Here is a 12,608-nt window from a genome sequence, read left to right as displayed (position 1 = left end):
CTTCGCACTGCCCAGCCAGGATCCCAGCCAGGGAGGCAGCCCCGTGTCAGCACATGCCGTTCGTACCGGAGTCTGGTTCATCGGAGCACGCGGCTCCGTCGCCACCACCGCCACAGCGGGCTGCGCAGCCGTCGCGGCGGGGCTCCACCCGGCGGCGGGCATGGTCACCGAGACCGCGCCCTTCGCCGGCAGCGGGCTGCCGGCGCTGACCTCCCTGGTCTTCGGCGGACACGACACCGTCGACTGCCCCCTGCCCAAGCGGGCCGAGGCCCTGGCCGCCGGGGGAGTGCTCCCACACGGACTTCCCTCGGCGGTCCGGTCCGAACTCGCCGCGGCCGACGCGGAGATACGCCCCGGTGGGCCGCTGCCCGGCGACACCCGCACCGACGAAGAGCTCATCGCCGCATTCGCCGCCGACCTCACCGACTTCCGCCGCCGCAACGGCCTGGCCCGCACCGTCGTGGTCAACGTCGCGTCGACCGAACCGGTTCCGGAACCCGGGCAGCACCGGTTGCCCGCCAGCTCGCTCTACGCCGCGGCGGCGCTCCGGGCCGGCTGCCCCTACGTCAACTTCACCCCCTCGACCGGGCTGCGCACCCCCGCGCTCCAGGACGCCGTCGCGGAATGCGGACTTCCTCACGCAGGCCGCGACGGCAAGACGGGCCAGACGCTGCTCCGCTCCGTACTCGCCCCGATGTTCGTGCAGCGCGCCCTGCCCGTACGGGCCTGGTCCGGCACGAATCTGCTGGGCGGCGGGGACGGGGCGGCGCTGGCCGACCCGGCCGCGGCGGCGGCGAAGAACGCGGGCAAGGAACGGGTTCTCGCCGACACCCTGGGCGTCGCTCCCGAGGGCGAGGTGCACATCGACGACGTGCCGGCCCTCGGCGACTGGAAGACGGCCTGGGACCACATCGCGTTCGACGGATTCCTCGGGGCGCGCATGGTCCTCCAGACGACATGGCAGGGGTGCGACTCGGCGCTGGCCGCCCCGCTGGTCCTGGACCTGGCGCGCCTGCTCGCCCGCGCCCACGAGGCGGGGCTGACGGGCCCATTGCCCGAACTCGGCTTCTACTTCAAGGACCCGGACGGCGGGCCCGCCGCACTCTCCGACCAGTATCTGCAGCTGATGGCCTTCGCCGAACGGCTGCGGGGGCAGAAATGACGGCCGCGGTACGGGCCTGGGCCGAACTGCTCCGGGTATCGGCGCTGTTCACCGTCCCCGGTGATGCGCTGGCCGGGGCGGCGGTCATCGGCCGGCGCCCCAACGGGGGCACTGCACTGGCTGTCGGTGCCTCCCTCTGTCTCTACGAGGCGGGCATGGCCCTCAACGACTGGGCGGACCGCGACGAGGACGCCGTCGACCGCCCGCACCGCCCGATCCCCTCGGGCCGGATCACCCCCGGCGCCGCCCTGGCGGCAGCCGGCGCCCTGACGGCCGCAGGTCTGATGCTGGCCGCCCGCGCGGGCCGTCCGGCCCTGACGGTGGCCACGGGTCTGGCGGCAACGGTCTGGGCGTACGACCTCCGCCTGAAGCACACCCAGGCGGGCCCGGCAGCGATGGCGGCGGCCCGCGCACTGGACCTCCTGCTGGGAGCGACGGCGACGGCGGGGGCGGGTACGACCAGCTCCCGCATCGCGGCCCTGCCCGCTGCAGGCGCGGTCACTCCGTCCGCGACAACCACAGGCTTCGTCGGGGCATCCGCACCCTTCCGGTCCGTGGCGGGGAAGCGGCGAGGCGGCCCGGTCGCCCGGCTGCTCGGCCGGATCGGCCGTGCGGTGGCGACGGCGACCACGGATCGCGAACCCCGCCGCGCGGAGCCGTCCCGGCACGTACCTGTCCCTGCCCGCCCGGTCGGCACCGCCCGCACAGCAGGCGCGACCGGCACGCCGGGCGTCGTACGCAGTGCCGGCCATGCCCTTCCCGGGCGCACCGCTTTCCCCGGGGGCGCCACCCGCACCATGGGCGCCGTCCACCCCGCGGTGCTTGCTGCCGTGCCCGTGGCCGCCCTGCTCGGCGCGCACACCTACGCCGTCACCGCGGTCTCGCGCCACGAGGCGCAGGGAGGTTCCACCGCCGTGCCCCTCGGCGCGCTCGCGGCGGTCGCCGCGCTGGGCGCCGTCGCGGTGCGCGGGCAGCAGGGCTCCGGTGGCCTGCCCCGGATACCGGGAAGGGACGGACCGGGGGACCACCACCCCCGACCCGGAACCCCCACCTCACCCGGCGTCCTCCTTACGGCACTCACCGCGACCTACTTCCGTACCGCCGCCGAGCCCCTCCTCCACGCCGCCCTCAACCCGTCCGCGCCCCTCACCCAGCGCGCCGTCGGCAGCGGCATCCGGGCGATGATCCCGCTCCAGGCCGCGCTCGCCGCCCGCGCCGGAGGGGCCGCCACCGGGCTCGCCGTCATGGGGCTCGTCCCCCTCGCCCGGACCCTCGCCCGGAAGGTGAGCCTCACATGACGATCCGCCTCGGCTACGGCACCAACGGGCTCACCGACCTCCGCCTGGACGACGCGCTCGAACTCCTCGCGGACCTCGGCTACGACGGCGTCGGCCTCACCCTCGACCACATGCACCTCGACCCCCTCGCCCCGGACCTCGCCGCACGCACCCGTCACGTGGCGGCCGCGCTCGACCGGTCGGGGCTCGGCGTGACCATCGAGACGGGGGCCCGCTATGTCCTCGACCCACGCCGCAAGCACGGACCGTCCCTCCTCGATGCGGACCCGGAGGCCCGCGCCGTCCGCACCCGGCTGCTGCTGCGTGCCGTCGACGTCGCCGCCGACCTCGGCGCCCACGCCGTGCACTGCTTCAGCGGCATCACCCCACCCGGCACCTCACCCGAGACGGCCTGGGAGCGGCTGACGGACGCGCTCGCCCCCGTGCTCGACGCCGCCGCCGGCACCGGCGTCCCGCTCGCCATCGAGCCCGAACCCGGCCATCTCCTCGCCACCCTCTCGGACTTCCACCGTCTCCGCGTCCTCAGCGGCGACCCCGAACCGCTCGGGCTCACCCTCGACATCGGTCACTGCCAGTGCCTGGAACCGGCCGAGCCCGCCGACTGCGTCCGGGCCGCCGCTCCCTGGCTGCGGCACGTGCAGATCGAGGACATGCGCCGGGGCGTCCACGAACACCTTCCGTTCGGTGACGGAGAGATCGACTTCCCACCCGTGCTCGAGGCGCTCGACGCCCTGGGCGACACCGGATACCACGGCCTCACCGTCGTCGAACTGCCCCGCCATTCCCACGCGGGACCCGAACTGGCCAGGACATCCGTCGAGTTCCTGCGGTCCCGGATCCCGTCGATGTCCTCGAAGGGAGCGACACCATGCCGATGACCCCGCCGGTGACCCGCGAACAACTCGACGCACAACTGGGTGGTGCCGCGCGCGCCTGGCTCGACGAGTCCCTCGCCGAGGCCGCCCACACCGCCCTCCACGCGGACACCGCGCCCGGCAGCCGCTACGCCGTACCCCCGTGGGAGCTCAGATTCGCCGCCGCGGGCCGGCACTGCGGACTCGAGCACGCCGATTCCGTACGTGTTCTGCTGCTCCTCGAAGCCTGCGCCGGTCTGCCCGTCGTGACCCGCCTCTACGAACACGGCACCGCCGCCGAACGCCGCGCCGTCCTTCTCACCCTGCACCGGCTGGATCTCGGCCCCGCCGCTCTCCCGCTCGTCGAGGACGCCCTGCGCACCAACGACACCCGGCTGGTCGCCGCCGCCGTCGGCCCGTACGCCGCCGCCCACCTCGACGCGCACCAATGGCGGCACGCCATCCTCAAGTGCCTCTTCACCGGTGTCCCCGTGGATGCCGTCGACGGACTGGACCGGCGCGCGCGAGGCGACGCTGAACTCGCCCGCATGCTCGGTGACTTCGCGGCCGAGCGCATCGCTGCAGGCCGCACCGTCCCCGACGACCTGCGCCGCGCCCTCGCCCTCACGGCCCCCGCACCCCCCGAACCCTCGAACGCAGTCGAGCAGGGGAGAGCCCAACCCCCCACGGAGGAGTCCTGATGCGCATCTTCGACCCCCACATCCATATGACCTCCCGCACCACGGACGACTACCAGGCGATGTACGACGCAGGTGTCCGCGCCCTCGTCGAACCCTCCTTCTGGCTCGGCCAGCCCCGCACCTCGCCCGCCAGCTTCATCGACTACTTCGACGCCCTGCTCGGCTGGGAACCCTTCCGCGCCGCCCAGTACGGCATCGCCCACCACTGCACGCTCGCCCTCAATCCCAAGGAGGCGAACGACCCCCGCTGCACGCCCGTGCTGGACGCCCTGCCCCGCTATCTCGTCAAGGACTCGGTCGTCGCCGTCGGCGAGATCGGCTACGACTCCATGACCCCCGCCGAGGACACAGCCCTGGCCGCCCAGCTCCAGCTCGCCGCAGAGCACGGGCTGCCCGCCCTCGTCCACACCCCGCACCGCGACAAGCTCGCCGGCCTGCACCGCACCATCGACGTCATCCGCGAGTCCCAGCTCCCCCCGGAACGTGTCGTGCTCGATCACCTCAACGAGACGACCGTCAAGGACGCCATGGACAGCGGCTGCTGGGCCGGCTTCTCCATCTATCCCGACACCAAGATGGACGAGGACCGCATGGTCGCGATCCTGAGGACCTACGGTACCGAGAAGATCCTGGTCAACTCGGCCGCGGACTGGGGCAGGAGCGATCCCCTCAAGACCCGCAGGGTCGGCGACGCCATGCTCGCCGCCGGGTTCGGCGACGACGACGTCGACCAGGTGCTCTGGCGCAACCCCGTCGCCTTCTACGGCCAGAGCGGCCGGCTCCGACTCGACCTCACCACCCCCGACCCGCTCCACGAGGGGAACTCCATCCTCCGCGGCGGGGAGTGATCCGATGCGCTTCCGCCACCCCGACGGATCGACCGTCCACCTCGCGTACTGCACCAACGTGCACCCCGCCGAGACGCTGGACGGTATCCGCGCCCAGCTGCGCGACCACTGCGAGCCCGTCCGCAAGCGCCTTGGCCGCGACCGCCTCGGCATCGGCCTCTGGCTCGCCAAGGACGCCGCGAACACCCTGATCAACGACCCTGCCCAGCTGCGTTCCCTGCGTGGGGAACTCGACCGGCGCGGTCTGGAGGTCGTCACCCTCAACGGCTTCCCGTACGAGGGCTTCGGGGCCGAGGAGGTCAAGTACCGGGTGTACAAGCCGGACTGGACGGACCCCGAACGGCTCGCCCACACCACCGATCTCGCCCGGCTGCTCGCCACCCTGCTCCCCGAGGACGTCACCGAAGGCACCGTCTCCACCCTCCCGATCGCCTGGCGCACCCCGTACGCCGACGACCCCGAGGCCGCCCGCACCGCGCGCACCGCCCTCGTCACCCTCGCCGAACGCCTCGACGCCCTGGCCGAGCTGACCGGCAAGTCCATCCGGATCGGCCTCGAACCCGAACCGGGCTGCACGATCGAGACGACCGCCGACGCGATCGCCCCGCTCGCCGCCGTCGGTCACCACCGCATCGGCATCTGCGTCGACACCTGTCACCTCGCCACCTCCTTCGAGGACCCCGGCCCCGCCCTCGACGCACTCGCCGCAGCGGGCATCCCCGTCGCCAAGACCCAGCTCTCCGCTGCGCTCCACGCCGAACACCCGCACCTGCCCGAGGTGCGCACCGCACTCGCCGCCTTCGCCGAACCGCGCTTCCTCCACCAGACCCGCACGCTCACCACCCACGGACTGCGCGGCACCGACGACCTCGAGGAAGCCGTCAGCGGCCGGGCTCTGCCCGACGGCACCCCGTGGCGAGCCCACTTCCACGTACCGCTGCACGCCCCGCCCGCCCCACCGCTCACCTCCACCCTCCCGGTGCTCGGGGCCGCGCTCACCCGCCTGGTCGGCGGCGCCCGCCCGGTGACCCGTCACCTGGAGGTCGAGACCTACACCTGGCAGGCGCTCCCCGCCGAGCTGCGCCCCCGTACCCGCGCCCAGCTCGCCGACGGCATCGCCGCCGAACTCACCCTCGCCCGCGACCTCCTGGTCGACCTCGGCCTCAAGGAGCTCCCATGACCGCAGCCGAAACGGGTACGTCCCCGGGCTCCGCCCCCACCCCGCTGCTCGTCCTCGACGTCGTCGGGCTCACCCCCCGGCTCCTCGACCACATGCCGCACCTCAAGAACCTCGGGCGGTCCGGCACCCACGCCCCTCTGGGCACCGTGCTGCCCGCCGTCACCTGCGCCGCCCAGTCCACCTTCCTCACCGGCACCACCCCCGCCGAGCACGGCATCGTCGCCAACGGCTGGTACTTCCGCGAGCTCGGCGACGTCCTCCTGTGGCGTCAGCACAACGGCCTGGTCGCCGGCGACAAGCTCTGGGACGCCGCCCGCCGCGTCCACCCCGGCTACACCGTCGCCAACATCTGCTGGTGGTACGCCATGGGCGCCGACACCGACATCACCGTCACCCCGCGCCCCGTCTACTACGCCGACGGGCGCAAGGAACCCGACTGCTACACCCGGCCGCCCGCCCTCCACGACGAACTCACCGAGAAGCTCGGCACGTTCCCCCTCTTCCACTTCTGGGGCCCCGGCGCCGACCTGGTCTCCTCGCAGTGGATCATCGACGCGACCCGGCACATCCTCGACACCCGCCACCCCGACCTGGCCCTGTGCTACCTCCCGCACCTCGACTACGACCTCCAGCGCTACGGCCCCGACGACCCCCGCTCCTACCGCGCCGCCGCCGACCTCGACCGGGCCATGGCCCCGCTCCTGGAGGACGCCCGCCGCGAGGGCCGCACCGTCGTGGCGCTCTCCGAATACGGCATCACCCGCGTCGACCGTCCGGTCGACATCAACCGGGCCCTGCGCCGCGCCGGACTGCTGGAGGTCCACACCCAGGACGGCATGGAGTACCTGGACCCGATGGCGTCCCGGGCCTTCGCCGTCGCCGACCACCAGCTCGCCCACATCTACGTACGCCGCCCCGAGGACCTCGATGCCACTCGTGAAGCTCTCCAGGACGTCCAGGGCATCGAGCAGCTCCTCGACGACGAGGGCAAGAAGGCACACGGCCTCGACCACCCGCGCTCCGGCGAACTCGTGGCCGTCGCCGACCCGGACGCCTGGTTCACGTACTACTACTGGCTCGACGACGCGCGCGCCCCCGACTTCGCGCAGCTCGTCGAGATCCACCGCAAACCCGGCTACGACCCGGTCGAACTCTTCCTGGACCCCCAGGACCCGTACGTACGGGTCAAGGCGGCCACCGCCGTGGCCCGCAAGAAGCTCGGCATGCGCTACCGCATGGCGGTCGTGCCCCTCGACCCGTCACCTATCCGTGGCAGCCACGGCCGCCTCCCCATGAGCGACGAAGAAGGTCCGCTCATCCTCTGCTCCACCCCCCACGCGTTCACCGGACCTGTCCGGGCCACCGAAGTGAAGTCCCTGCTCCTCGCGCTTGCCGGCCTCGCATGAGATCGGTCCGTGCACAGCGTTGCGAGCATCTTCGAGAAAGAGAGAGACCGTGACCGTGTACAACGACGAATCCGGAACGGACGGCGCCCTGCGCCGCAGCCTCGGCGTCAGTCGCCGCCGCTTTCTCAGCACCTGCACCGCCGCTGCGGCCACGGCGATCGCCGCGCCCGCCTTCGGCGCGTCGCCGGCCTTCGCCCAGCCCGCTTCCCACAAGGGGAACGGCCAGGGCCACGGCCAGGATCTGGTCCCGGCGTCGAAGCGCGGAATCATCTTGTACACCGTGCGCGACGCCACGGGCCGGGATCCGCTCAGCACCGACCTTCCCTCGGGCTTCCGCGAGGTCTTCAAGGAGCTGGCCCGCTACGGCTACAAGCAGGTCGAGTTCGCCGGGTACGGCCAGCACGCCAACGCACCCGGCGGAAGCAACCTCGAAACGGTGGAGGGTGCGAAGCTGCTGCGCTCGTGGCTGGACGACTACGGTCTGCGCGCCCAGGGCAACCACGGCTTCATCCCGTCGTCCTGGCCGCTGAACCAGAGCGACCTGGACCAGTTCAAGCGGACCCTCGAAATAGCGAACATCCTCGGCATGGACCACATGGGCACCGGTGGCGACCCCACCGGCAGCGCCTACCGTGCCGACTGGGACGTGGCCGCCGACAAGTGGAACGCCCTGGGGCAGATCGCTCATCGTGCGGGCATCAAGCTGTACACCCACAACCACGACGCGGCCTACGGCTTCCTGCTCGACGGAGGTCCGCTGGACGCACAGGGCCGGCCCACCCGCAGCTCCGGCATCCGCAAGCTCGAGTACTTCCTCAAGGTCACCGACCCGAAGACCGTATGGCTGGAGATGGACATCTTCTGGGCGCACGTCGCCCAGTACAAGTTCCACACCTACACCGCCCACGACGGATCGCAGCAGGAGAACATATTCGACCCCGCGGCACTGGTCCGCCGCAACAACAAGCGCTACCCGCTGTTCCACGCCAAGGACGGCGTCGTCAACACGACCAGCGGACAGGGCTACGACATGGTCCCCTTCGGTACCGGGGTCATCGACTACCGGACGTTCTTCAGCCGGGTCGGGGAGAAGAACTACCGCAACCCGATGGTCGAGCAGGACAACGCACCGAGCTCCACCGACCTCGCGCAGTCCCTGAAGCATGCGCGGATCGGCTACGACAACCTGGCGGCGCTGCGCAAGTAGGACCAAGGCGGCACCGGAGGGGCGGTCCGCGCCTCACCCCGGATTCCTGACATCCGGGGAACAGCGCGAACGCCCGCCCGGTGACGTCAGGCACCGTGCGCTCCATGGTTGTCACCAGGAGCACACGGTGCCTGACCAGCTTCCGGAACCGCGCGGGCGGCCGGGGACCTGCTGGTCGGTGTTGCCGGTGTGGTGGACGCGGTGGCGCGGGTTCGTGATTTCGCGGATGTCCGCGCCGGCCCGGGTGGCCGGCGCGGAGCGGGTCAGGTGTGGTCCGCGGTCATGTCAGGAGATCTCCCGGCTGATCGGATACGGATTGGGTTCGATGTGCTTGGTGCTCGGCCGGCCCGGTGCCCGCAGGAACACCGCGAGTACCGCGGAGGCGAGTCCGATGCTGCCTGCCAGGGCGAAGGCACCGCCGTAGCCCCAGGCGCCGACCACGACCGCGCCGACACCGGAGCCGACCAGGCCGGAGATCAGCTTGGAGCTGTAGACCATTCCGTAGTTGGAGGCGTTGTTGTTCTCACCGAAGTAGTCCGCGGTCATCGCCGCGAACAGCGGGAAGATGGCGCCGCCACCGAAGCCGGAGACCATCGAGCAGAACAGGAAGAACGGCATCGACCCGATGTCGCCGGAGAAGAACACCCCGAACTGTGCGGATCCCAGGACCAGACAGACGATGATCAGTGTGTTGCGGCGTCCGTACCGGTCGGAGATCCAGCCGATGACTCCCCGGCCGGTCCCGTTCACGATCGCCTTGAGTGACATGGCCGTGGCCACGATGCCGCCGGCGAATCCCATTTCCTTGCCGAACGGCACCTGCATGGCGATACCGAAGATGTTGATGCCTGCCGTGCACAGCAGACAGAACCACATCATCCACAGCACCGGGGTCCGGGCCGCCTCGCGCGGGGTGTACTGCTTGACCGCCGGCGGGTTCTTGGCCAGCGACCGCACGATCCGCGGGTCGTCGGAGACCTTCAGCGGATCGACGTGCGACGGCCACCAGTTCTTCGGCGGGTCCTTGAAGAACCAGCCGGCGACCGCGACGACCGCACAGCAGATGACCCCGACCGAGACCAGTACACCCTGGTAGTTGGACAGGTCCATGTACGAGGTGAAGAGGAACACGAACGGCACCGAGCCATAGGCGAAACCGCCGTTGACCATGCCGGTCTTGCCGCCCTTGCGCTCCGGGTACCACTTACCGACCATGTTCACGCAGGTCGCGTAGACGAGACCGGCGCCGATACCGCTGAACATGCCGAAGCCGAAGTAGGCGACCACGACATGCGGTGCGTACGCCAGCGAGAGATAGCCGAGCAGGGTGCCCAGCGCTCCGAGAAGCATCGCGCTCCTGGCCGGCAGCCGACCGCTCTCACGCAGCTGCCCCGCCGGAAAGGCCACGGCCGCCTGGAAGAAGATCCAGACACCCATCAGCCAGAAGATATGGCCACTGGCCCACAAGTGGGCCTCATGCAGCGTGTCCTCCGCGGACGTGAACGCGTACTCCGACGAGCTGATCCCCAGCATGCCCATCCAGGGGAAGAGCACCATGGTCCAGCGCGGGCGGCCCATGATGTCCCGGTCGGACTCACCCATCCGGTACACGCGGCCGTTGCGGTCCGTCGCCTCCCTGAAGGGGACGGATGTGGAGATGTCTGTCGTTGTCATGATCGATCGAACCCCTTGCGTGGAAGAAGTCTGGCCAGCGCCCCCTGTCCGTTCCCACTTCGCGTCGCCCGGGGTCTGCGGCCGAGCGGTTCGCCGCAGACCCCGTGGTTCGAGCTCTCGCACTCAGCTCATCGATCACCGTCCAGCAGTCCTGCCGCACGGGCCCATCGGTACTTGGCGCCCAGAGCGGCGACCGGCTTTTCCGTGGTGTACGGATAGGCGACGACGCCGTGCTCGAAGAGGTACTGGCACGCCTCCTCCACCTCGGTGTCGCCGGCCAGCGAGGCAACGACCGGCTTCTCGATCCCGCGCTCGCGGAACTCCGCGACCACACGGGCCGTCAGCTCCGCGAAGACCATCGGGGGAGTGACGATCGTGTGCCAGTAGCCCAGGACCAGCGAGTGGATCCGCGGGTCCTCCAGGCCGAGCCGGATCGTTGCCTCGTACGTCGACGGCGGCTCGCCGCCCGTTATGTCCACGGGGTTTCCCGCAGCACCGAACGGCGGAATGAACCTCCGGAATGCGGCGTCCAGGTCCTCCGGGATCTCCATCAGTGTCAGACCGTTGTCGACGATGGCGTCCGAGAGCAGCACGCCCGAGCCGCCGGCCCCTGTGATGATCACGACGTTGTCGCCCTTCGGCGTCGGCAGCACCGGCAGCGCCCGCGCGTACTCCAGCATGTCGTTCAGCCCCGGGGCCCTGATCACCCCGGCCTGGCGGAGAATGTCGTCGTACACGGCGTCGTCGCCCGCCAGCGCACCGGTGTGCGAACCCGCCGCCTTCGCACCGGCACTGGTACGGCCGGCCTTCAGCACCACGATCGGCTTCTTCGGTACGGTCGCCCGTGCCGCCTCGACGAACGCGCGCCCGTCCTTGAGGTCCTCCAGGTGCATCGCGATGCACTGGGTGTTCGGATCCTCACCGAACCAGGTCAGCAGATCGTCCTCGTCGATGTCGGACTTGTTGCCGAGCCCCACGATCGCCGACACACCGGTCTTGGTGGAACGGGCGAAGCCGAGGATGGCCATGCCGATACCACCGGACTGAGAGGTCAGCGCCACCCCGCCCTTCACGTCGTACGGGGTGCAGAACGTGGCGCAGAGGTCCTGCCACGTCGAGTAGTAGCCGTAGATGTTCGGCCCGAGCAGCCGTACGCCGTACCGCTCGCCGATCGCCACGATCTCGTCCTGCAGCGCCTGTTCACCGGTCTCGGCGAATCCGGAAGGGATGAGGACCGCATTGGGGATCCCCTTGCGCCCCACCTCTTCCAGCGCCGATGCCACGAACTTGGCGGGGATCGCGAAGACCGCCACATCCACCTCACCGGGAACGTCGGTGACACTCTTGTACGCCTTGCGGCCCAGAATGTCATCGGCCCGGGGGTTCACCGGATGGATCTCCCCGGAGAAGCCCCCGTCGATGAGATTGCGCATCACCGAATTGCCGATCTTGCCCTGCTCGTTGGAGGCACCGATCACGGCGACGGAGCGCGGCTCCATCAGCCGGCGCATCGAGGTGAGGATCTCCTCGCGCCGGTACGTACGCCTGGGCTTGACGGTGTCCGTCGCCAGCAGGATCCGGATGTCGGCCGCGACCGCACCCTCCGGTGCGGCGATGACCGGATTGAGGTCGACCTCCGCAATCTCCGGGAAATCCGTGACCAGTTGGGACACCCGCCGGATCTGCTCGGCCAGCGCCCACCGGTCCACCGGCGGCGCACCGCGCACCCCGCGCAGGATCTCGGCTGCGCCGATCGAGTCGAGCATGGAGAGCGCCTCGTCCGCGCTGACCGGGGCGAGCCGGAAGGTGACGTCCTTGAGCACCTCCACCAGTACGCCGCCGAGCCCGAAGGCGACGACCTTGCCGAATGTCGGGTCGGTCACCGCACCGACGATGACCTCCTGCCCGGGCGGCACCAGCTGCTGCACCTGCACACCGTCGATCCGTGCGTCCGGCGCGTACGCCCGCACGTTCTCGATGATCCGGTGGTACGCGGCCCGTACCTCGGAGGCGCCCTTCACCCCGACGACGACGCCGCCGGCGTCCGTCTTGTGCAGCACATCGGGCGAGACGATCTTCAGTACGACCGGTCCGCCGAGCCGGTCCGCGAAGGCCACCGCCTCGTCGACGTCCTGCGCCAACTCCTCGCCGGGCACGGCGATCCCGTACACATCAGCGACGATCTTGCCCTCGGGTGCGGTGAGCGCACTGCGTCCGGCGGCCCGGACGGAGTCGAGCAACGCCCGTACGGTCTCGCGGTCCTGTGATTCGACCATGT

The 12,608-nt window shown here is 70.8% G+C and carries 10 protein-coding genes; 8 read left to right on the top strand and 2 right to left on the bottom strand.

What is annotated here, in order from left to right; translation table 11 throughout:
• Positions 1–43: 43 nt before the first annotated feature.
• Genes OG878_RS07185 through OG878_RS07150 form a run of 8 tightly spaced genes read left to right on the top strand, consistent with a single transcriptional unit; the run spans position 44 to position 8,656 of the window.
• Positions 44–1,162 carry an inositol-3-phosphate synthase gene (locus OG878_RS07185; RefSeq protein WP_328885990.1) on the top strand — a complete coding sequence of 373 codons (1,119 nt, stop codon included), beginning with the start codon at positions 44–46 and terminating at the stop codon, positions 1,160–1,162.
• Complete coding sequence (locus tag OG878_RS07180) at positions 1,159–2,460, top strand: UbiA family prenyltransferase (protein ID WP_328885989.1); 1,302 nt, start codon at positions 1,159–1,161, stop codon at positions 2,458–2,460. The genes OG878_RS07185 and OG878_RS07180 overlap by 4 nt, the downstream gene beginning before the upstream one ends.
• On the top strand, positions 2,457–3,338 hold the full coding sequence (locus OG878_RS07175) for a sugar phosphate isomerase/epimerase family protein (protein ID WP_328885988.1): 882 nt from the start codon (positions 2,457–2,459) through the stop codon (positions 3,336–3,338). Before OG878_RS07180 ends, OG878_RS07175 begins: the two co-directional genes overlap by 4 nt.
• Positions 3,329–4,015, top strand: coding sequence for an EboA domain-containing protein (locus OG878_RS07170; RefSeq protein WP_328885987.1), 687 nt, complete (start codon positions 3,329–3,331; stop codon positions 4,013–4,015). The genes OG878_RS07175 and OG878_RS07170 overlap by 10 nt, the downstream gene beginning before the upstream one ends.
• Positions 4,015–4,863, top strand: coding sequence for a TatD family hydrolase (locus tag OG878_RS07165; protein WP_328885986.1), 849 nt, complete (start codon positions 4,015–4,017; stop codon positions 4,861–4,863). The genes OG878_RS07170 and OG878_RS07165 overlap by 1 nt, the downstream gene beginning before the upstream one ends.
• Positions 4,864–4,867: 4 nt before the next feature.
• Positions 4,868–6,043 (top strand): metabolite traffic protein EboE, encoded by a 1,176-nt coding sequence (gene eboE / locus OG878_RS07160; RefSeq protein WP_328885985.1) that lies wholly within the window; start codon positions 4,868–4,870, stop codon positions 6,041–6,043.
• A complete protein-coding gene (locus tag OG878_RS07155) occupies positions 6,040–7,449 on the top strand; it encodes a nucleotide pyrophosphatase/phosphodiesterase family protein (RefSeq protein WP_328885984.1) in 1,410 nt (469 codons plus the stop codon). Before eboE ends, OG878_RS07155 begins: the two co-directional genes overlap by 4 nt.
• 49 nt (positions 7,450–7,498) lie before the next feature.
• Entirely contained in the window at positions 7,499–8,656 is a 1,158-nt protein-coding gene (locus tag OG878_RS07150) for a sugar phosphate isomerase/epimerase family protein (protein ID WP_328885983.1), read from the top strand.
• 285 nt (positions 8,657–8,941) lie between these two features.
• On the opposite strand, the gene OG878_RS07145 is transcribed toward OG878_RS07150, so the two are convergent.
• On the bottom strand, positions 8,942–10,330 hold the full coding sequence (locus OG878_RS07145) for an OFA family MFS transporter (RefSeq protein WP_328885982.1): 1,389 nt from the start codon (positions 10,328–10,330) through the stop codon (positions 8,942–8,944).
• Positions 10,331–10,458: 128 nt separating this feature from the next.
• The gene (locus OG878_RS07140) at positions 10,459–12,606 is read right to left on the bottom strand and encodes an acetate--CoA ligase family protein (protein ID WP_328885981.1); all 2,148 of its coding nucleotides are present in this window, start codon (positions 12,604–12,606) and stop codon (positions 10,459–10,461) included.
• Between the last annotated feature and the right edge of the window lie 2 nt (positions 12,607–12,608).

The sequence above is a fragment of the Streptomyces sp. NBC_00316 genome, assembly GCF_036158715.1.
Lineage (GTDB): Bacteria > Actinomycetota > Actinomycetes > Streptomycetales > Streptomycetaceae > Streptomyces.
This window is presented reverse-complemented; position numbering and strand designations above follow the sequence as displayed.

What these genes read in the sequence shown, in the direction of transcription:
- eboE (WP_328885985.1), top strand. Translation starts at nt 4,868, where the DNA reads ATGCGCTTCCGCCACCCCGACGGATCGACCGTCCACCTCGCGTACTGC.
- OG878_RS07145 (WP_328885982.1), bottom strand. Translation starts at nt 10,330, where the DNA reads ATGACAACGACAGACATCTCCACATCCGTCCCCTTCAGGGAGGCGACG.
- OG878_RS07155 (WP_328885984.1), top strand. Translation starts at nt 6,040, where the DNA reads ATGACCGCAGCCGAAACGGGTACGTCCCCGGGCTCCGCCCCCACCCCG.
- OG878_RS07165 (WP_328885986.1), top strand. Translation starts at nt 4,015, where the DNA reads ATGCGCATCTTCGACCCCCACATCCATATGACCTCCCGCACCACGGAC.
- OG878_RS07175 (WP_328885988.1), top strand. Translation starts at nt 2,457, where the DNA reads ATGACGATCCGCCTCGGCTACGGCACCAACGGGCTCACCGACCTCCGC.
- OG878_RS07180 (WP_328885989.1), top strand. Translation starts at nt 1,159, where the DNA reads ATGACGGCCGCGGTACGGGCCTGGGCCGAACTGCTCCGGGTATCGGCG.
- OG878_RS07140 (WP_328885981.1), bottom strand. Translation starts at nt 12,606, where the DNA reads ATGGTCGAATCACAGGACCGCGAGACCGTACGGGCGTTGCTCGACTCC.
- OG878_RS07170 (WP_328885987.1), top strand. Translation starts at nt 3,329, where the DNA reads ATGCCGATGACCCCGCCGGTGACCCGCGAACAACTCGACGCACAACTG.